This is a genomic window from Dactylosporangium sp. NPDC006015 (assembly GCF_040614215.1).
GTDB lineage: Bacteria > Actinomycetota > Actinomycetes > Mycobacteriales > Micromonosporaceae > Dactylosporangium > Dactylosporangium maewongense.
The window spans coordinates 1-23,991 of sequence record NZ_JBEXUD010000079.1; the positions used below are offsets into that span (position 1 = coordinate 1).

The 23,991-nt window shown below is 72.2% G+C and carries 2 protein-coding genes (1 of these 2 only partly in view); both read right to left on the reverse strand.

What is annotated here, in order from left to right; translation table 11 throughout:
* The coding region (locus ABZ321_RS56040) for an amino acid adenylation domain-containing protein (RefSeq protein ID WP_354904893.1) at window positions 1–9,163 on the reverse strand (9,163 nt) is incomplete at its 3' end.
* On the reverse strand, window positions 9,160–23,991 hold the 3' portion of the coding sequence (locus ABZ321_RS56045; protein ID WP_354904895.1) for a non-ribosomal peptide synthase/polyketide synthase. 10,680 nt of this gene lie beyond the right edge of the window; only the last 14,832 of its 25,512 coding nucleotides appear in the window; the start codon falls outside the window, past its right edge — the gene reads right to left on this strand; its stop codon occupies window positions 9,160–9,162. The genes ABZ321_RS56040 and ABZ321_RS56045, both read right to left, overlap by 4 nt.

The window sequence follows — 23,991 nt, forward strand, 5'->3', positions numbered from 1 at the left end:
CCTTACGGTCCAACTTCCCATTCGACATCAACGGCAGCTCGTCGAGAACCGCGACAGCCGACGGGACCATGTACTCGGGCAGCCGCTCCGCGGCGAACGCGCGCAACACCGCACCATCGACGCCGCCGACCACGTACGCCACCAGACGCTTGTCCCCGGTGGTGTCCTCACGGGCGATGACCGCGACCTGGTTCACCTGCGGGTGGGTAGCCAGAACGGCCTCGATCTCACCGGGCTCGACCCGGAACCCACGGACCTTCACCTGCTCGTCCGCCCGACCCAGATACATCAGGTCGCCCTGGGCGTCCCACCGCACGACGTCGCCGGTCCGGTACAACCGGCCGCTCTCGCCGAACGGGTCGGCGACGAATCGCTCGCTCGTCAGACCCGGCCGGCTGACATAGCCACGAGCCAGCTGGACACCGGCCAGGTACAGCTCACCGGCGACCCCGACCGGCACCGGGACGAGGCGATCGTCAAGCACGTAGACGCGGGTGTTGGGGACCGGACGGCCGATCGGGACCGGGCCCGCGGCCGGAACCTCGCATGTGATCACTTCCACCGAGGCTTCCGTCGGGCCGTAGAAGTTGAACAGCCCGACGCCTGGCAGCACCTCGACGAAGCGGTCGCGCACGGCCGGGCCGAGGGCCTCGCCGGAGCACACCACCCGCTGCAATCCGTCGCATTCGGCGGCCTGCGGCACGGCCAGGAACGCCTCCAGCATCGACGGCACGAAGTGCGCCGTGTCCACCCGCTCAGCGCGGATCAGCTCGGCCACGTAGGCAGGGTCACGGTGCCCGCCGGGGCGGGCGATCACCATCGTCCCGCCCTGGAGCAACGGCCAGAACAACTCCCACACCGACACGTCGAACCCGAACGGCGTCTTCTGCAGCACCCGATCACCCGGCCGCAGACCGAACCGCGCCTGCATCCAGACGAGACGGTTCACGATGCCCTCGTGCGACACCACGACGCCCTTCGGCAGGCCGGTCGAGCCCGAGGTGTAGATGACGTACGCCGCGTGACCGGGCAGCACCGCGACATCGGGAGCCGTCTCCGAACCGGACCGGGGCACCTCCGAGATCACACACACCGCCCCCGCGTCCGCGACCATGAACGCGACCCGCTCCGCCGGCAGATCCGGGTCGATCGGCAGATACGCGCCGCCGGCCTTGTGCACCGCCAGCAACGCCACCACCATGTCGAAGCCGCGGGGCAGGGACACACCGACGACGGAGTCCGCGCCGACACCGCGCTCGATCAGCTGACGGGCCAGACGGTTCGCGCGACCGTCCAGCTCGGCGTAGGACAGCGACTCGCCCTCGAACACCAGCGCCGGCACGTCGGGCGTGCGGGCCACCTGTTGGGCGAACAACCCCGGCAACGTCGCCGCCGGCACCTCGACCGCCGTGTCGTTCCACTCGTGCAGCACCCGGTCCAGCTCGGCGGCGTCCAGCACACTGACCGCCGACACCCGTGCCGACGGGTCGGCCAGCACGGCCTCCACCACCCGCACCCACCGCTCGGCGACGGCCGCGACCGTGGCCGCCTCGAACAGGTCCATCGAGCCGGTCAACATGCCCGCCAGCCCGGCCGGGCGACCGTCGGCGTCGAACGCCTCGCTGACACTCCACTCGAGATCGAACTTGGCCACCGACACCACCGGAGCCGGCGCCGCCGCCGGGACCGGTCCTGCGGGGCCGCCGACGCCGGCCCCGGGCAGGTCGAGCACCGCGTCCGCGGTGTTCTGCAGGGTCAGCATCACCTGGAACAGTGGATTGCGGGCCAGCGACCGGGCCGGGGCGAGCTTTTCCACCAGGAGCTCGAACGGGACGTCTTGGTGCTCGAAGCCGGCCAGCGTGGTCTCCCGGACCCGCGCCAGCAGCTCCGTGAAGGTGGGGTCGCCGGACAGGTCGGCCCGGATCACGAGGGTGTTGACGAAGAACCCGACCAGGTCATCCAGCGCCTGGTCGCTGCGGCCGGCGACGGCGGAACCGATCGGGATGTCGGTGCCGGCGCCGAGCTTGGACAGCAGCACCGCGAGCGCGGACTGCAGCAGCATGAATACGGTCACGCCCTGCTCGCGCGCCACCCGCAACAGCTGGGCGTGCAGTTCGGCCCCCAGCCTGACCGGCACGGTGTACCCGCGATGCCCGGCCTCCGCCGGTCGCCGCCGGTCCCCCGGCAGCGTCAGCTCCTCGGGCGCTCCGGCAAGGGCCCGCCGCCAGTATGCGACCTGCTGCGAGATCACGCTGCCGGGGTCGTCCTCGGCTCCGAGCAGTTCCCGCTGCCACATCGCGTAATCCACGTACTGCACGGGCATAGGCCGCCACACCGGGCTCCGTCCGGCCGCCCGCGCCGCGTACGCCGCCGAGACGTCCGCGGCCAGCGGCCGGGTCGACCAGCCGTCGGTGGCGATGTGATGGATCACCACCACCAGCACGCGCTCGCCGTCGCTGCCCTCGAACAGCGTGGCCCGGATCGGCACGTCCACCGCCAGATCGAACGGGTGCTGCACCGCCGCCACGGCCTCGGCCAGGTCGGCCGACGGCACCTCGGCCCGCCGCATCCGCCAATCAAGGTCCTCGACCGGAATGATCTTCTGGTACGGCTCGCCGTCAGCGGTCGGGAACACGGTGCGCAGCACCTCGTGCCGGTTGATCACGTCCCGCAACGCCGCCGCCATCGCGTGCGGGTCGACCTCCCCGGACAGGCCGAGCACCGTCACGAGGTTGTAGAGCGTGCTCGGACCCTCCAGCTGTTCGATGAACCACAGCCGCTGCTGCGCGAACGACAACGGCAGCCGCTCCGGCCGCGCCCACGGGACCAGCGCGGGCCGCGCCACCTCGGCCCCCGGCAGCCGCCGGGCCAGGCCGGCCGGCGTCGAGGCCTCGAACAGCGCCCGCAGCGACAGCTCCACACCGAACACGGCGCGGACCCGGCTCATCAGCCGCACGGCGAGCAGCGAGTGGCCGCCGAGCGCGAAGAAGTCGTCGTCCACGCCGACGTGGTCAAGATCCAGGACTTCGGCGAACGCCTGGCACAGCAACTCCTCGTGGATGCCGGCCGGGGCCGGTCCCGCCCCGGCGGCCGCGCCGAAGTCCGGCGCCGGCAGGAGACGCCGGTCGAGCTTCCCGTTCTGCGTCAATGGCAGCTCGGCCAGCACCACGACAGCCGACGGCACCATGTAGTCGGGCAGCCGGTCGGCGGCGAACTCGCGGAGCGTGCCGGGCAGCGTGTCCAGATCGCCGGCACGGTCGGCCGGGACCACGTACGCGACAAGGCGCTTGTCGCCGGTCGTGTCCTCCCGGGCGATGACCGCCGCCTGCGCCACCTGCGGATGCGCGGTCAGCGCCGCCTCGATCTCGCCCGGCTCGACCCGGAACCCACGGATCTTCACCTGCTCGTCGCCGCGGCCGACGAACGCCAGGACACCCTCACCGGTCCAGCGCACGACATCGCCCGTGCGGTACAGGCGGCCACCGTCATCGTCGAACGGGTCCGCCACGAACCGCTCCGCCGTCAACCCGCTCTGCCCGACATACCCTCGCGCCAAGCCCGCACCGGCCACATACAACTCGCCGGCCACACCCACCGGCACCGGCGCCAACCGCTCATCCAACACGTACGCCTGAGTACCGGCGATCGGCCCGCCGATCGGCACGCTGCCGCGGTCGAGCACATCCTGCGGACGGATCGTGTGCACCGCCGTGAACGTCGTGTTCTCCGTCGGCCCGTACCCGTTCACCAACCGCACACCCGGCAGCTCCTCGAGGACCGTCCGGCAGGCCGCCGCCGACAGCACGTCACCGCCGGCCAGCACCTGCCGTACGGGCGCCAGTGCCTCGATGTCGGCCCCGACCACCTGATGGAACCAGCCGGCCGTCATCCACAGCGTGCCGACCTGATGCTCGGCCAGGAACGTACGCAGCTCCGCCGCCGACATCGCCCCGGGGCGCGCCACCGCGAGGGTCGCACCGTTCAGCAGCGCGCCCCACACCTCGAACGTCGCCGCATCGAACGACGCCGACGCCAGGTGAGCGACGACGTCACCGGCGCCCAGGTCGACGTAGCCCGCCGGCCACACCAGACGCACGACCGCCCGGTGCGGCACGACCACGCCCTTCGGCACACCGGTCGAACCCGACGTGTACATCACGTACGCCGCCTGCTCCGGCGACACCCGCACACCCACCGGCGCACCAGACAGACCCGAGACCGCACCCGCCACCCGCGGATCGTCCAGCGCGACCGCCCGCACCCGACCCGACGGCAACTCATCCAGCACATCCTCGAAGCCCAGCAACACCGCCGCCCGCGCATCCGCCAACACGAACCGGATCCGCTCCACCGGCAGTTCGGGGTCGATCGGCAGGTACGCGCCGCCGGCCTTCACCACCGCCAGCAACGCCACGATCAGATCGACACCCCGAGGCAGGCACAGGCCCACCACCGACTCCGCACCGACGCCCATACCGGTCAGGTACCGGGCCATCCGGTTCGACCGCTCCTCCAGCTCCGCAAACGTCAACGACGCACCATCAGACCGCAACGCCACCGCGTCCGGGGTCCGCGCCACCTGCCCCGCGAACAGCTCCGGCAGCGGCACCTCAGCCACCGCCGACGCGTCGTTCCACCCGAACAGCACCTGCTCACGCTCGGCCGCATCCAGCACGTCCACCGCGGACACCGGCATCGACGGATCCGCCACGACCGCCTGCAGGGCACGCTGCCACCACCGGGCGATCGACTCGACCGTGCCCGCGTCGAACAGATCCACCGACCCGGTCAGCACGCCGCGCAGACCGGCGGCGGCACCATCGGTGTCGAACGTCTCGACGACGATCCAGTCCAGATCGAACTTGGCCACCTCGAGTTCGGCCGACGTGGCGGCCGGTCCGATGGCCGCGCCGGGCAGTTCCAGCCGCCCGTCAGCGGTGTTCTGCACGGTCAGCATCACCTGGAACAGTGGATGGCGCGCCAGCGACCGCGCCGGCGACAGCTCCTCGACGAGGCGTTCGAACGGCACGTCCTGGTGCTCGAACGCCGTCAGGCTCGTCTCCCGCACCCGCCCGAGCAGCTCGGCGAACGTCGGGTCACCCGACAGATCCGTCCGCATCACCAGGGTGTTCACGAAGTACCCGACCAGATCGTCCAGCGCCTGATCGGTGCGCCCGGCGACCGCGGCGCCGATCGGGATGTCGGTGCCGGCACCGAGCTTCGACAGCAACACGGCCAGGCTTGCCTGCAGCACCATGAACAGCGTCACGCCCTCGGCCCGGACCACCTCCAGCAGCCGGGCGTGCGCATCGGCCGGGACGCTGATCGGCACGACGTGCCCCTTGCGGCTGGCCACCGCCGGACGTGGCCGGTCGGCCGGCAGCGCCAGCTCCTCCGGCGCGTCGCCGAGCGCCTGCCGCCAGTACGACACCTGTCGGGAGATGACGCTGTCCGGATCCGACTCGTCGCCGAGCAGCTCCCGCTGCCACAACGCGTAGTCGGCGTACTGCACGGGCAGCGGCTCCCACGACGGCGCCGCACCGGAGTGCCGCGCCGTGTACGCCGTGGTCAGATCCGCCGCCAGCGGTTCCATCGACCAGCCGTCGGCGCCGATGTGGTGCACCACGATGACGAGCACCTGCTCCGGCGTGCCGTCGCTGAACAGCCACGACCGGATCGGCACGTCGACGGCCAGGTCGAAGGGGTGCTGGGCGGCCGCGGCGACCGCGTCGGCGAGTCCCGCCGGCGTCACGTCGACCCGGTGCAGCTGCCACGCCAACTCCTCCAGCGGGATGACCTGCTGGAACGGCCAACCGTCGGCCGCCGGGAACACCGTGCGCAGCACCTCGTGCCGGCCGATCACGTCCCGCAGCGCTGCCCCGAGTGCGTCCGCGTCGACGTCACCGGACAGCCCGATCGCCATCGGGACGTTGTGGGTCGAGCTCGAACCCTCCAGCTGCCAGAGGAACCACAGCCGTTGCTGCGCGAACGACAACGGCAGCCGCTCCGGCCGTTCCCACGGCACGAGCGCCGACCGGGCCGCGTCCGCACCCGACAGCCGCTCGGCCAGCCCCGCCACCGTGGGGACCTCGAACAGTGTGCGGATGGACAGGTCGACGTCGAGGTCCGCGCGGACGCGGCTGATCAGGCGCACGGCCAGCAGGGAGTGGCCGCCGAGGGCGAAGAAGTCGTCGTCCACGCCGACGGAGTCCAGACCGAGCACGTCGGCGAACGCCCGGCACAGCGTTTCCTCGCGGGCATCGGCCGGTGCCCGCCGCGAACCGGTCGTCGTCGCTTCCGGGGCCGGAAGCGCACGCCGGTCCAGCTTGCCGTTCGCCGTCAACGGCAGCGCGTCGAGGACGACCACCGCGGCCGGGACCATGTAGTCCGGCAGCCTCGAGGCGACCAGGTCCCGCAGCCCGTCCAGCCCGTCCTCGGCCTCCGCCACCACGTAAGCGACCAGCCGCTTGTCACCCGGGACGTCTTCACGCGCGACAACCACGGCCTGGACGACCTGCGGGTGCGAGGCCAGGACCGCCTCGATCTCACCGGGCTCGATGCGGAACCCGCGAACCTTCACCTGCTCATCCGCCCGGCCCACGTACACCAGGTCACCGCCGGCGGTCCAGCGCACCACGTCGCCGGTGCGGTACAACCGGCCACCGTCGTCGAACGGGTCGGCCACGAACCGGCCCGCCGTCAATCCGGCCCGGCCCGCGTATCCCCGCGCCAGACTGGCGCCGGCCACGTACAGCTCGCCGGCCACCCCGGCCGGAACCGGCAGCAGGCGGTCGTCGAGCACGTACACGCGGGTGTTGACGATCGGGGCACCGATGACCGGGGGGTCGCCCGCCGACAGCGTCGGCGACATCGACGCGCACACCGTTGTCTCGGTCGGCCCGTACGCGTTGACCAGCCGGCGACCCGGCGCCCACCGGTCGACCAGGTCTCCGGCCAGCGCCTCACCGGCCGACACGATCGTCGACACCGAGGCCAGGTCCTCCGGTTGGAGGACCGCCAGGACCGCCGGGGGCAACGTCGCGTGGGTGACGCCGAACCGGCGCATCACGGCGGCCAGACCCGGCCCCGGCAGCAACTCCTCCGCCGACGCCACCACCAGGCAGGCGCCCGAGCACAACGTCACGAAGATCTCGGCACTCGCCGCGTCGAACCCGGCCGACGCGAACTGCAGCACACGGCCACCCGCCCCCAGCGCGAACCGCTCGGCCTGCGCCGCCACCAGACTCGCCAGACCCGCATGCGACACCACCACACCCTTCGGCGTCCCCGTCGACCCCGACGTGTAGATCACATACGCCGCCTGCCCCGGCACCACCCGCACACCCACCGGCTCGCCGGACTGCCGGGCGATCGACGCGGCGACCCGACGGTCGTCCAACGCCACGAACCGCACCCGACCCGCCGGCAACTCGTCCAGCACGTCCTCGAACCCGAGCACCACGACCGCGCGAGCGTCCGCCAGCATGAAGCCGACCCGCTCGACCGGCAGCCCCGGATCCACCGGCAGATAGGCGCCACCCACCTTCGCCACCGCCAGCAACGCCACGATCAGGTCCGCCCCTCGCGGCAGGCACACACCCACCACCGACTCGGCACCGACACCCACACCCACCAGATAGCGGGCCAGCCGGTTCGATCGCACATCGAGCTCCGCGAACGACACCTCGACCCCGTCACCGACCACCGCCACGGCATCCGGTGACCGCACCGCCTGCGCCGCGAACAGCTCCGGCAATGACGCCTCCGGCACCACCGCCGACGTGTCGTTCCACCGCACCAGCAGCCGGTCCCGCTCTTCGGCGTCCAGCGCGTCCACGCCGGACACCGTCACCGAGGGATCGGCCAGCATCGCTTCCAGTGCCCGCAGCCACCGCCGGCCGATCGACGCCACCGTCTCCGCGTCGAACAGGTCCGCCGCGCCCGTCAACGCGCCCCGCATCCCCGCCGGAGTGCCCGCCTTGTCGAACACCTCGCGAATGTTCAGGTCGAGATCGAAACGGGCCGTCGCGACCTCACCGGCACCGGCGACGCCACCGCCGATCGCCACCCCGGCCAGTTCCAACGCCGATTCCGCGTTGTTCTGCACGGTCAGCATCACCTGGAACAACGGGTGCCGGCCCAACGTCCGCGCCGGCGCCACCTCCTCGACGATGCGGTCGAAGGGCACGTCCTGGTGCTCGAAGCCCGCCAGCGACGTTTCCCGCACCCGGCGCAGCACCTCGGCGAACGACGGATCACCCGACAGGTCCGTCCGCATCACCAGGCTGTTGATGAAGAACCCGACGAGATCGTCCAGCGCCGCGTCGGTGCGACCCGCCACCGCGGCGCCCATCGGCACGTCCACGCCCGCGCCCAGCCGCGACAACACCACCGCCAACGACGCCTGCACCACCATGAACGCCGTCACGCTGTGCTCGTACGCCACCTCGCGCAGCCGCGCGTGGACTTCGGCCGGAACCCGGCAGTCCACCTGAAAGGCCCGAAGTGTGGGCACCGCGGGGCGGGACCGGTCGACCGGCAGGTTCAGTTCGTCCGGCAGTCCGGCCAGAGCCTGCCGCCAGTAGGCGATCTGCCGGGAGATGAGGCTGTCGGGGTCGTCCTCCTCGCCGAGCAGTTCCCGCTGCCACAGCGTGTAGTCCGCGTACTGCACCGGCAGCGGCTCCCACCGCGGAGCGTGGCCGGCGCTGCGCGCGGCGTACGCCGTCGAGACGTCCCGGGCCAGCGGGGCGGTCGACCACGCGTCGCAGGCGATGTGGTGCACCACGAGCACCAGGACGTGTTCGTCGGTGCCGGCCGAGATGAGGTGCGCCCGGATCGGCAGGTCCGTCGTCAGGTCGAAGACACACTCCGCGGCCTCGTCGACGGCCGCCTGCAGCTGGGCCGGTGCGACCTCGACGATGGCGAGGCTCCAGTCCAGGTCCGCCGGGTCGAGGATGTTCTGGTACGGCTGCCCGTCGAGCGCCGGCAACACGGTCCGCAGCACTTCGTGGCGGCCCAGGACGTCCTTGAGCGCCTGGTCCAGCGCGACCCGGTTGACGTCACCCGACAGCCGCAGCACGACCGGGACGGTGTAGAGCGGGCTCGCCCCTTCCATCTGCTCAAGGAACCACAGGCGCTGCTGCGCGTACGACAACGGGATCATTTGGACTCCTTCGAGGTACGCATCGGCCGGAGTGCCGGGCGGGTCGACCTTCGGTCACCCATGTGCTCGGCGAGCCCTGCGACAGTTGGGATTTCGAACAGCGTGCGGATGGACACGTCGACGGTGAGGTCCGCTCGGATGCGGCTGATCAGGCGGACGGCGAGCAGGGAGTGGCCGCCGAGGGCGAAGAAGTCGTCGTCGACGCCGACGGAGTCGAGGCCGAGGACGTCGGCGAACGCCTGGCACAGTGCCGCCTCGCGGGCATTGGCGGGCGCCCGCCGCGATCCGCTCGTGGTCACTTCCGGGGCGGGCAGGGCCCGGCGGTCGAGCTTGCCGTTCGCGGTCAGCGGGAGCGCGTCAAGGACCACCACGGCGGCCGGCACCATGTAGTCGGGCAGGCGGGCGCCGACCAGTTCCCGCAACGCACGCGGCACGTCGTCCGGTTCGTCGCCGTCGGTCGTCCTCACCACGTACGCGACGAGCCGCTTGTCGCCCGGGACGTCTTCACGGGCGATGACGGCTGCCTGCGCGACCTGCGGGTGTGATGCCAGCACCGTCTCGATCTCGCCGGGCTCGATGCGGAAGCCGCGCACCTTCACCTGTTCGTCGGCGCGCCCCACGTACACCAGGTCGCCGCCGGGGGTCCACTGCACCACGTCGCCGGTCCGGTACAACCGGCCGGCCTCGCCGAACGGGTCGGCGACGAACCGTTCGGCGGTCAGCGCGCCCCGCCCGACGTATCCGCGGGCCAGACCCGCACCGGCCACGTACAGGTCGCCGGCCACGCCGGGAGGCACCGGCGCCAGGTGTTCGTCCAGCACGTACACCCGCGAATTGACGATCGGGCCGCCGATCACCGGGGGGTCGCCCGCCATCAGGGGCCGCGACATCGACGCGCACACCGTCGTCTCCGTCGGACCGTACGCGTTCACGAAGCGGCGGCCCGGCGCCCACCGGTCCACCACATCGCCGGGCAGCGCCTCACCGGCCGACACGATCGTCGACACCGACGCCAGGTCCTCCGGTTGCAGCACCGCCAGGACCGCCGGGGGCAACGTCGCGTGGGTGACGCCGAACCGGCGCGTCACGGCGGCCAGACCCGGCCCCGGCAGCAACTCCTCCGCCGACGCCACCACCAGGCAGGCGCCCGAGCACAACGTCACGAAGATCTCGGCACTCGCCGCGTCGAACCCGGCCGACGCGAACTGCAGCACACGGCCACCCGCCCCCAGCGCGAACCGCTCGGCCTGCGCCGCCACCAGACTCGCCAGACCCGCATGCGACACCACCACACCCTTCGGCGTCCCCGTCGACCCCGACGTGTAGATCACATACGCCGCCTGCCCCGGCACCACCCGCACACCCACCGGCTCGCCGGACTGCCGGGCGATCGACGCGGCGACCCGACGGTCGTCCAACGCCACGAACCGCACCCGACCCGCCGGCAACTCGTCCAGCACGTCCTCGAACCCGAGCACCACGACCGCGCGAGCGTCCGCCAGCATGAAGCCGACCCGCTCGACCGGCAGCCCCGGATCCACCGGCAGATAGGCGCCACCCGCCTTCGCCACCGCAAGCAACGCCACGATCAGGTCGACGCCCCGCGGCAGGCACACACCCACCACCGACTCGGCACCGACCCCTGCGTCGACCAGGTACCGGGCCAATCGATTCGCCCGCGCATCCAGCTCCGCGAACGACACGTCAACCCCGTCACCGACCACGGCCGCGGCGTCCGGCGAGCGTGACACCTGCGCCGCGAACAGCTCCGGTAGCACCGACGCCGGCACGACCGCGTCCGTCGCGTTCCACTCCACCAGCACCCGGTCGCGCTCACCGCGATCCCACAGGTCGACCGCCGACACGCGCACCGAGGGGTCGGCCAGCACCGCTTCGAGGACGTGCCGCCACCGCCGGCCGATCGCCGCCACGGTCGACGCGTCGAACAGGTCCGCCGAACCTGTCAGCGCGCCGCGCAGCCCGGCCGCGTTTCCGGTCTCGTCGAACACTTCACGGATGTTCAGGTCCAGGTCGAACCGTGCCGTCGCCGCCTCACGCCCGGCCGGCGGGCCGCCACCGACGGACACGCCCGCCAGCTCCAGCACGGCATCGGCGTTGTTCTGGACCGTCAACATCACCTGGAACAGCGGATGCCTCGCCAGCGACCGCGCCGGCGACAGCTCCTCCACCAGACGCTCGAACGGCACGTCCTGGTGCTCGAACCCCGCCAGGGACGTGTCCCGCACCCGGCCCAGCACCTCGGCGAACGACGGATCACCCGACAGGTCCGTCCGCATCACCAGACTGTTGATGAAGAAGCCCACCAGATCATCGAGGGCCTCGTCGGTGCGGCCCGCGACCGCCGCGCCCATCGGCACGTCCACACCAGCGCCGAGCCGGGACAACACCACCGCCAGCGACGCCTGCACCACCATGAACACCGTCACACCGAGCTCCCGCGCCAGTTCCCGGGCCCGTGCGTGGACCTGCGCCGGCACGGTCACCGGCACGCCGTGCCCCAGGTAGCTCGACACGGCCGGGCGCGGGCGATCGGTCGGCAGGTTCAGCTCGTCCGGCGCGCCGGCCAGGGCCTGCCGCCAGTAGGCGACCTGCCGGGAGATGAGGCTGCCGGGATCGGCCTCGTCACCCAGCAGTTCGCGCTGCCACAGCGTGTAGTCCGCGTACTGCACCGGCAACGGCTTCCACTCCGGCGCTCGTCCCGCGAGCCGCGCCGCGTAGGCGGCCGACAGGTCACGCGCCAGCGGGCCAGTCGACCAGCCGTCGCCCGCGATGTGGTGGAGCACGATCACCAGCGTCAGCCCGTCCGAGCCGTCGCTGAACAGCCAGGCGCGGATCGGGACCTCGGCGGCCAGATCGAACGTGTACCTCGTCGCGGCCGCGACGGCCTCCGGCAGGTCCTCCGCCGGAACCGGGACCGGCCGCAGTCGCCAGTCGAGCTCGTCCAGCGGGATGACGTGTTGGTACGGTTGGCCGTCGGCCGCCGGGAACACGGTGCGCAGCACCTCGTGCCGGCCGATCACGTCCCGCAGCGCGGCCTCCAGCGCGCCGGCGTCGACGTCGGTCAGGTGCAGCACGGCCGAGATGTTGTAGATCGCGGTGTGGCTCTCCAGCTGCCCGATGAACCACAGTCGCTGCTGCGCGTACGACAGCGGCAGCCGTTCCGGCCGGTCCCACGGCACCAGCGCGGACCGGGCCTGTTGCGCCCCGGACAGCCGCCCCGCGAGCCCCTGTGGTGTCGGCGCGTCGAACAGCACCGACATCGCCAGCTCGACACCCAGGACCGCTCGGATGCGGCTCACCAGACGCACCGCCAGCAGCGAATGCCCGCCCAGGGCGAAGAAGTCGTCGTCCACGCCGACCGTGTCGCGGCCCAGTACCTCCGCGAACGCCTGGCACAGCAGCTCTTCCCGGGCGTTCGCCGGCCCCCGGGAGACACCCGTGGCCGCGTACTCCGGTGCGGGCAGCGCCCGCCGGTCGAGCTTGCCGTTCGCGGTCAGCGGCAGCGCGTCCAGCACCACTGTCGCCGACGGCACCATGTGCTCCGGCAGCCGCTCGCCGGCGAGGGCTTGCAACAGTTCCGGCAGCCCGTCGCCGTCGTCGGCGACCACGTAGGCGACGAGGCGGCGGTCGCCGGGCACGTCCTCGCGCGCGATCACCGCGGCCTGACTGACCCGCGGATGCCCCACCAGCACCGCCTCGATCTCACCCGGCTCGATCCGGAACCCACGGACCTTCACCTGCTCGTCCGCCCGACCCAGATACACCAGATCCCCACCAGCGTCCCGGCGCACCACATCGCCGGTCCGATACAACCGGCCACCGGTGGGGTCGAACGGGTCGGCCACGAACCGCTCCGCCGTCAACCCGGCCCGCCCGGCATACCCGCGCGCGACCTGCACCCCAGCGACGTACAACTCCCCCGGCACCCCGACCGGCGCCGGCGACAACCGCTCATCCAACACGTACAACCTGGTGTTCGCGATCGGCCGGCCGATCGGCACCAGATCATCGACCACCTGCCCCGCCACCACCCGGAACACGCAGCAGCCGACCACCGTCTCCGTCGGGCCGTACTCGTTCACCACCATCGAGCCGGGCGCCCGCTCCAGCCACTGCCGCACCGCAGCACCGGCAAGGGCCTCACCACCCACCACCAGCACCCCTGCCGCGTCCCGGGCAGCGTCATCGGTGACGTACTCCGCCAGCAGCGGCAGATGCGCCGGCACCACCTTCAACACATCGAACCCGTCCGACGGGTTCACCACCGCGGCCAGACCATCAGCGCCACCGCCGACGCTCACCACCACCGGCGAGCCCGACACCAACGGCACCAACACACTCGTCACGGTCAAGTCGAACGCCAACGACGAATGCAACACCGCACCACGACCGGACAACGGCCCATACTCGCCGGCGGCCCACACCACATAGTTCGCGAGCCCGCCGTGCGTCACAGCGACCCCCTTCGGGGTACCCGTGGACCCCGACGTGTAAATCACGTACGCCACCTGCAACGGCAGCACCCGCACGGCCAGCGGCTCACCCGACTGCCGGGCGACCGATGCCGCCACCCGCGGGTCGTCCAACGCCACCGCGCGGACCCGGCCCACCGGCAGCTCGTCCAGCACGTCCTCGAACCCGAGCACCACCACCGCCCGCGCATCGGACAACATGAACCCGACCCGCTCCGGCGGATACTGCACATCCACCGGCAGATACGCCGCACCCACCTTCCACACCGCCAACAGGGCGACGATCATGTCGATGCCACGCGGAAGGCACAACCCCACCACCGACTCCGCCCCGACCCCCTGGGCATGCAGATACCGGGCCAGCTGGTTCGCGCGCGCGTCCAGGTCCACATAGGACACCGGCACGCCGTCACACACCACCGCCGTGGCCTGCGGCGACCGCCGCACCTGCGCCGCGAACAACTCCGGCACCGACACACCCGCGACGTCGGCGGTCGTGTCGTTCCAGCCGAACACCAACCTGTCCAGCTCCGCCGCGTCCAGCACAGGAATCGTCGACAACGGGGTCCGGTCACCGTCGTCGAGGCCGGACTCGAGGGCCGACACCACACCGGTCACGACGGTCGACCACATCGCGACCACCGAGTCGGGGTCGATCGGGGCGACCGCGTCGACGACCAGCCGGAACGCGTCGCCGCTGTCGTCGACCGCCACGGACAGCGGGAAGTTCGTCCGGTCCCGCAGGAGCATGTGCCGGACCCGGGCGGTGGCGCCGTCGTCGCCGGGAGTGCTCGGCCGCGGCTGTTCCGGCAGGTTGTGCCGGTAGTTGAACAGAGTGTTGAACAGCGGCACGTTCGCCGGCACGCCGCTGGCCCGCTGGGCCAGGACGAGGGGCGCGTGCTCGTGCTCCAGCAGGCCGGCCAGTTCGCCGCGCATCGCGGCGACCGCGGCCGTCACGTCGAGGTCGCCGATCGCCAGCCGGACCGGCAACGTGTTGATGAACAGGCCCTGCACCCGGTCCGCTCCGCTGCCGGCGTTCATCCGCCCGAACAGGACCGTGCCGAACACCACGTCGTCGCGCCCCGCGACCACGGCGAGGACCCGCGACCACGTCACGTGCATCACCGTCGCCGGGCTGACCCCCAACCGACGGGACACGTCCCGCAGCCGCACGCCGAGGCCGGCCTCGATGTCGCGCCGCGCCGTGACGACGGCCGAGCCGTCACCCCGCACATCCGTCACGCCGAACGCCACCGTCGGCTCGTCCACACCGGCCAGCAGCTCGCCGAAGAACCGCTCGTGCTCCTCGGCGCTGCGCCCGAGCCGTGCCTGGGCCACGAAGTCGCGGAAGGGCAGCGGCTCCACCAGCTCCTCGGGCCGCCCCTCCATGATGGCGCGCACCTCGTCGTACACCGCCTCCACCGCGGTGTGGTCCTGCACCAGATGGTGGATTCGCGTCATCACCATCCATCGGTCGTCGGCGAGCGGGGCGACGTGGACATCCATCAGGGGTGCCCGGCCAAGATCCATCGTCAGCCCCACCGCCGACACCAACGCGGCGGCCGGATCCGGGGCGTCGGTCGCGACGTCGACCTCGGCCACCGGCAGCGTCGCCGATCGCCACACCACCTGCACCGGCTCCCGCAGCCCCGACCACACCACGGATGTGCGGAAGATGTCGTGCCGCTCGACCACCTGTTGCAGCGCCCCGACGAACCCGTCCACGGCGGCCCGGTCGGCCACGTCGTACACCCGCACCACGGCATACGCGTCGTCGCCGCCGTCGGCCAGCAGGTGGTGGAACAGCATGCCCTCCTGCAACGGCGCGAGGGGGTAGATGTCGGCGACGTTGGCCGCACCGCCCTCCACCGAGCCGACCACGACGTCGATCTCGGCGTCGGTCAGCGTCACCAGCGGCACCATCCGCGGCGTGATCACCTGCGCGCCGGCCGGGATCAGGTTCGGCGGCACCTCCACCGCCGCGCCGCCGGCCACCGCCGCCAGCCGTGCCGGCGTCGGGGACACGAACAGCGCCCGCACGGAAACCGACACACCCCGCACCCGCAGCCACTCCACGAGCCGCACGGCGAGCAGGGAGTGGCCGCCGAGGGCGAAGAAGTCGTCGTCGACGCCGACCGCGGGCAGGCCGAGGACCTCGGCGAACGCCTGGCAGAGCAGCTCTTCGCGGACGGTGGCCGGGCCCCGCCCGGCCCCGGCCGCGGCGGCGAAGTCGGGCACCGGCAGGGCTTTGCGGTCCAGCTTGCCGCTCGTGGTCAACGGCAGCGCGTCGAGGACGACGACCGCCGCCGGCACCATGTAGTCCGGCAACCGCTCGGCCGCGACGTCACGCAGCACGACCGGGAGCCCGTCGCCGTCGTCGCCGTCGGCGGGGACGACGTAGGCGACGAGACGCTTGTCCCGGGCGGTGTCCTCCCGGACGATCACCGCCGCCCGAGCCACCCGCGGATGCGCGGCCAGGACCGCCTCGATCTCGCCCGGCTCGATCCGGAACCCGCGGACCTTCACCTGTTCGTCGACGCGGCCGACGTACACCAGCTCGCCGTCGGCCGTCCAGCGCACCACGTCACCGGTCCGGTACAGGCGGCCGCCGCCCGTGCCGTCGAAGGGATCCGCCACGAACCGCTCGGCGGTCAGCCCGGCCCGGCCGACGTAGCCGCGGGCCAGCTGCGCGCCGGCCAGGTACAGCTCGCCGGCCACGCCCGGCGGGACCGGACGGAGGCGGGAGTCCACGACGTACGCCCGCACGTTGATCATCGGCGGGCCGATCGTGACCTCCCGGTCCACGCCCGCCACGACGTCGCCGGTCGACGTGGTCACGGCCACTTCCGTCGGGCCGTACGTGTTGAACAGCCGCGCCCCCGGCAGCACCTCGTAGAACCGGTCCCGCAGCGCCGCCGTCAACGCCTCGCCGCCCGACATGATCTGCCGCAGGGACACACATCGGGCCGCGTCAGGTTCCGCCAGGAACGCCTGCACCATCGACGGGACGAAGTGCGCCGCGTCCACCCGCTCCGCACGGATCAGCTCCACCAGGTACGCCGGGTCCCGATGGCCGCCGGGCCGGGCCAGGATCATCGTCGCGCCCGCCACCAACGGCCAGAACAGGTCCCACACCGACACGTCGAAGCTGATCGGGGTCTTCTGCAGCACCCGCTCCGGCAGCGCCATCCCGTATTCGCCGACCAGCCACCGGAACGAGTTCACGATCCCGGCGTGCGGCATCACCACGCCCTTCGGCACACCCGTCGAGCCCGACGTGTAGATCACGTATGCCGCCTGGGCCGGATCCACCCGCACCGCCGGATCGATGGCCGGCAGCGCGGCCAGCTCCGGGTCGGCCAGGTCCAGCACCGGCACGGGGAACGCCGGCAACATCGCGCCGACCCCGCCGTCGGTCACCACACACGCGGCACCCGCGTCGGCCACCATGAACGACACCCGGTCCGCCGGCACGTCCGGATCGATCGGCAGGAACGCCGCGCCCGCCTTCAGTACACCCAGCAGCCCGACGACCAGGTCCACCGACCGGTACAGCGCCACACCCACCACCGAGCCGACACCGACGCCACGGCCCGACAGCCACCGCGCCAGCCGGTTCGCCCGGGCGTCGAGGTCCCGATACGACACCGACTCGCCCTCGAACACGACCGCCACGGCGTCCGGCACGCGCGTCACCTGCTCGCCGAACAGCCCGTGCAGCGTCGCTGCCGGGACGTCGACCGTGGTGTCGTTCCAGCCGCGGACCACGCGATCCAGCTCGGCGGCGTCCACCACGCCGACGTCCGACAGCAGCACCGGGGCGCGCTCCTCGAGCGCCGACACCACGCCCGCCACCGCTGTGCCCAGCATCCGCGCGATCGCCCGCGGGTCGATCGGCCGCACCGCGTCCACTGTCAGGCCGAAGCCGGTCTCGTGGTCGTCGACCGACACCAGGACGGGGTAGTTGGTGCTTTCCCGGGTACGGACGGTCCGGATGCCCTGGGGACCTGCCTGATCCGCGTCGTCGCGGGGTGCCGGGGCGCCGCTGTGCCGGTAGTTCAACAGCGTGGTGAACAGAGGCGCGTCTGCCGGGACCGCGCTGACGCGCTGGGCCAGGGCGAGGGGTGCGTGCTCGTGCTCCAGCAGCGCGGCCAGCTGGCCGCGCATCGCGTTCACCGCGGCCGCGACGTCGACGTTTCCCGACGGCATCCGGACCGGCAGCGTGTTCATGAACAGGCCGGGCACCCGGTCCGCGCCCGCGCCCGCGTTCAGCCGGCCGAACACAACGGTGCCGAACACGACGTCGTCACGACCCGACACCACGGACAGGACGCGCGACCACGCGACGTGCATCACCGTTGCCGGGCTCACCCCGAGCCGGCGGGACGCCTCCCGCAACCGCACACCCAGGTCGGCGTCCAGACCGGCCACGGTCCGTTCCACACCCGTGCCGTCGCCGTGGACGTCACTGACCCCGAACGCGGCCGTCGGCTCGTCCACGCCTTCCAGCAGGTCCCGGAAGAACGCCTCGTGGTCCCCGCCGGAACGCGCCTGGGCCACGAAGGTGCGGAACGGCAGCGGCTCCGGCAACAGGTCGGCCCGGCCGGCCAGGATCGTTTCGATCTCGCCCGTCATCACGTCCAGCGCGGTGTGGTCCTGGACCAGGTGGTGTACCCGCAGCGCCGCCAGCCAACGACCGTCGGCGAGCGCCGCGACGTGCAGGTCCATCAGCGGCGCCCGGCCCAGGTCCATTGCCGTTCCGACGAGCTCCAGCAGTCGCGCCGCCGGGTCCGCGACACCGGTCTCGACGCCGGTCTCGGCGATCGGGAGGGCGGCCGAACGCCACACCACCTGCACCGGTTCCGGCAGACCCGCCACGACGATCGAGGTCCGGAACACGTCGTGCCGGTCGACGACCTGTTGCAGGGCCGCCGCGAACCGGTCCAGCCGATCCCGGCCGTCGAACTCCAGGACGAACGACGTGACGTACACGTCGTTGCCGCCGTCGGCGAGCAGGTGATGGAAGAGGATGCCTTCCTGCAGCGGGGCGAGCGGGTAGATGTCCGCCACGTTGCCCGCGCCGCCGTCGACCGTGCCGACGACCGCCTCAATCTCGTCCTCGGTCAGCTCGACCAGTGGCAGCATCCGCGGCGTGATCACTGCCGCGCCGGCCGGGATGAGGTTCGCCGGCACCTCCACGGCGGCGCTCACCGCGGCCGCGGTGGCCAGCCCGGCCGGCGTCGGCGACAGGAACAACGCCCGCACCGAGACCGACAGGGCCCGCTGCCGCAGCCACTCCACCAGCCGCACGGCCAGCAGCGAGTGGCCGCCCAACGCGAAGAAGTCGTCGTCGACGCCGACCGTGTCGAGGCCCAGCACCTCGGCGAACCCCTGGCACAGCAGTTCCTCGCGGGCGTCGACCGGCCCTCGTCCGCCACCGGCGGTCGCGGCGAAGTCCGGCGCGGGCAGCGCCGCGCGGTCCAGCTTTCCGTTCGGCGTCAACGGCAGCGCGTCGAGCACCACGACCGCCGCCGGCACCATGTACTCCGGCAACCGTTCGGCGGCGAACCCACGCAACGCCGCGCCGTCGACCGCCCCGACGACGTACGCGACGAGGCGCTTGTCCCCTGAGGTGTCCTGCCGGGCGATCACGGCCGCCCGGGCCACCCGCGGATGCGTGGTCAGGACCGTCTCGACCTCGCCCGGTTCGATGCGGAACCCGCGGATCTTCACCTGCTCGTCGGCCCGGCCCACGAACACCAGGTCGCCGTCGGCGGTCCAGCGCACCACGTCCCCGGTGCGGTACAACCGGCCGCCGTCATCGAACGGGTCGGCAACGAAACGGGCCGCAGTCAGCCCGGCCCGGCTGATGTATCCGCGCGCCAGCTGGGCGCCGGCCACGTACAACTCACCGGCCACCCCCGCCGGCACCGGGGCCAGCCCGTCGTCCAGCACGTACACCCGGCTGTTGCCCGTCGGCCGGCCGAACGGCACCGCCCCGGCCGACAGCCGCTGCGGGGTCACCTCACCGGTCGCCATGATCACCGCGGCCTCGGTCGGACCGTACGCGTGCACCAGCAGCCGACCGGCAGACCACAGTCGCGCCTGCGGCACCGAGATGCCCTCGGAACCGACCACCATCCGCTCCACCGGCGCCAGGTCTTCCGGCGACAGCAGCTCGAGCAGGCTCGGCACGACGCTGGCCGCCCGCACACCGGCCGACGCCACGAGCTCCCGCAGCGACGCCGCGTCCACGCGTTGCGCCGACGACGCCACCACCAGGCACGCGCCCGAGGTCAGCGCCACCGCGACGTCCAACACCGACGCGTCGAAACTGAACGACACGAACTGCAGCACGCCCACGCCCGGGCCGACCCCGAACACCGGACCCAGCACACCCACGACGTTCGCCAGCGCACCGTGGGAGACGCCCACACCCTTCGGGGTGCCGGTCGACCCCGACGTGTAGATCACATACGCCAGCCCGTCCGTCGGCAATCGGTCCGGCAGCACCTCGCCCGCGGCCCCGGCCGCCGGGCCGTCCAGCAGCACCACCTCCACGCCGACGCCGGCCAGTACCGGCGCCACGGACGACACCGACACCACACACACCGGTGCCGCGTCCGCCACCATGAAACGCACCCGATCCGCCGGGTACTCCGGGTCGATCGGCACGTACGCGCCGCCGGCCTTCCACACCGCCAGCACCGCCACCACCATGTCGACGCCCCGCGGCAGGCACAGCCCCACCAGAGACTCAGCGCCCACACCGAGACGCACCAGGTTCGCGGCCAGACGGCCGGCCCGCGCGTCCAGCTCCGCATAGGTCAGCGACACGCCGTCACACACCACCGCAGGCTCGTCCGGCACCCGCGCCGCCCGCGCCGCGATCAGCTCCGGGACGGTGGCGGCGGGAAGCGCGACCGCGGTGTCGTTCCACCGTCGCAGGACCCGATCCCGCTCGGCGGCGTCGAGCACGTCGACGGCGGAGGCGGGTGCCCGCGGACCGGTCAGCACCGACTCCACGACCCGCAGCAGCCGCTGCGCGACGGCCTCGACGGTGGTGGCGTCGAACAGATCCGCCGCGCCGATCAACACACCCCTCAGCCCCGCGGCGCGGCCGTCGGCGTCGAACCGCTCGTCGACGATCCATTCCAGGTCGAACCGCGCGACGGACGCCGCCGACGCCGAGCCGGCATACGCGCCCGCGGCGGCAACGGGCAGATCCAGCACACCGGCGGCGGTGTTCTGGACGGTCAGCATCACCTGGAACAGTGGGTTGCGCGACAGCGAGCGCACCGGCGACAGGTCCTCGACGAGACGCTCGAACGGCACGTCCTGGTGCTCGAACCCGGCCAGTGTCGTCTCCCGCACCCGGCCCAGCAGCTCGACGAACGTCGGGTCACCGGACAGGTCGGTCCGCATGACGAGGGTGTTGACGAAGAACCCGACAAGATCGTCAAGGGCCTGATCGGTGCGCCCGGCGATCGCGACCCCCACGGGGATGTCCGTGCCGGCGCCGAGTTTCGACAGCAGCACACCCAGGGCGGCCTGCAACAGCATGAACACCGTGACGCCCTGCGCCCGGGCCAGGTCCCGCAGCCGCGCATGTCCCTCGGGGCTCATCCGGACCGGCACCGTGTGCCCGCGGTAGCTGGCCACGGCCGGGCGCCGCCGGTCCACCGGCAGCGCGAGCTCCTCCGGTACGCCGGCCAGGGCCTGACGCCAGTAGGCGACCTGACGTGACATCACACTGTCCGGGTCGTCCTGCGCACCGAGCAGGTCGCGCTGCCACAGGGCGTAGTCCGCGTACTGCACCGGCAACGGATCCCACGCCGGCGCCTGGCCGGTGGTGCGGGCCCGGTACGCCGTGGACAGGTCCGCGGCGAGTGGTCCCATCGACCATCCGTCACCGGCGATGTGATGCACCACGATGACCAGGACGCGTTCACCGTGCTCATCGGCGAACAGCCAGGCCCGGATCGGAAGCTCCGTCGCCAGGTCGAAGGCGTGCCGTGTCGCCGCGCGCACGCGCCCGGGCAGATCCGCCGCGGGCACGTCGTCGCGTTCCAGGTGCCAGTCCAGGTCACCGGCCGCCACGGTCTTCTGGTACGGCCGGCCGTCGACGGTCGGGAACGTCGTGCGCAGCACCTCGTGCCGGCCGATCACGTCGCGCAGCGCCTCGTCCAGCGCGCCGGCGTCGGCATCGCCCGACAGGCTCAGCACCGACGGGAGGTTGTAGGTCGCGCTCGGACCCTCCAGCTGGCCGATGAACCACAGCCGCTGCTGCGCATACGACAGCGGCAGCAGCTCCGGCCGAGCCCACGGCACCAGCGCCGGCCGGGCCTGCTGCGCACCCGGCAGCCGCTCGGCCAGCCGCACCGGGGTCGGTGCCTCGAACAGCGCGCGCAGCGACAGTTCGGCGCCGAACACCGATCTGACCCGGCTCACCAGACGCACCGCCAGCAGCGAGTGGCCGCCGAGGGCGAAGAAGTCGTCGTCGACGCCGACCGCGTCGAGGCCGAGGACCTCGGCGAAGGCGAGGCACAGCAGCTCTTCCTGGACGGTCGCCGGTCCCTGCCCGGCTCCGGCCGCCGCCGCGAAGTCCGGTGCGGGCAGGGCCTTGCGGTCGAGTTTGCCGTTCACGGTCAGCGGCAAGGTGGCCAGCGCCACCACGGCCGCGGGGACCATGTACTCGGGCAGCCGTTCGGCGGCGAACGCGCGCAACACCGCACCGTCGACGGCGCCGACCACGTACGCCACCAGACGCTTGTCGCCTGTCGTGTCCTCCCGGGCGATGACGGCGACCTGGCTCACCTGCGGGTGCGTGGCGATCACGGCCTCGATCTCGCCGGGCTCGATCCGGAACCCACGGATCTTCACCTGCTCGTCCGCCCGGCCGAGGTACGTCAGGTCGCCGTCGCCGCCCCACCGGACCACGTCGCCGGTGCGGTACAGCCGGCCACCGTCGTCGAACGGGTCGGCCACGAACCGCTCACCGGTCAGCCCGGCCCGGCCCACATACCCACGCGCGAGTTGCACACCGGCCAGGTACAGCTCACCTGCCACCCCCACCGGCACAGGCGCCAACCGGTCATCCAACACGTACGCGCGGGTGTTCAACACCGGACGACCAATCGGCACCGGACCCTCGGCCGGAACCTCACATGCGGTCACATCCACCGACGCCTCGGTCGGACCGTACAAATTGAACAACCCGACACCCGGAAGGATCTCGAAGAACCGGTCACGCACCGCCGAGCCGAGCGCCTCACCGGAGCACACCACCCGCCGCAAACCGCCACACCCGGCCGCCTCGGGCACGGCCAGGAACGCCTCCAACATCGACGGCACGAAGTGGACCGTGTCCACCCGCTCATCACGGATCAGCTCGGCGACATAAGCAGGGTCGCGGTGACCGCCCGGGCGGGCGATCACCATCGTGGCGCCCTGAATCAACGGCCAGAACAACTCCCACACCGACACGTCAAACCCGAACGGCGTCTTCTGCAACACCCGGTCACCCTCTTGGATGCCGAACCGGGACTGCATCCACACCAGACGGTTCACGATGCCCTCGTGGGTGACCACGACGCCCTTCGGCACACCCGTCGAACCCGACGTATAGATCACGTACGCCGCCTGACCCGGCACCACCACAACATCCGCAGCCGCGTCCTCACTGGACGGCGGCACCTCCGAGACAACACACACCGCACCCGCGTCCGCCACCATGAACGCGACCCGCTCCGCCGGCAGATCCGGATCGATCGGCAGATACGCACCACCAGCCTTGAGCACCGCCAGCAACGCCACCACCATGTCCAGCCCGCGCGGCAGGCACACACCCACCACCGAATCCGCGACCACACCTCGCTCGACCAGCAGCCGCGCCAGACCGTTCGCCCGACCGTCCAGCTCCGCATACGACGACGACTCACCCTCGAACACCAGCGCCGTGGCGTCCGGTGTCCGCGCCACCTGCCGGGCGAACAACCCCGGCAACGTCGCCGCGGGCACGTCCACCGCGGTGTCGTTCCACTCGTGCACGACACGGTCGAGGTCACCGGCGTCCAGAACGCCGACGTCGGACAGCGGCACGGGCCGGTCACCGTCCAGCGCGTCTTCGAGCGCGGCCACCAGGTGCCCGACGGCAGTGCCCATCATCGCCGCCACGGCCTGCGGATCGATCGGCCCGACCGCGTCGACGACCAGCCCGAACCCGGCGCCGTCGTCGTCCACCGCTACCGTGAGGGGGTAGTTCGTCCGTTCCCGCAGCAGCAGGTGCCGCACCGCGACAGCGGGATCGACCGGGGGCTCGGCGTCCTGCGGGCC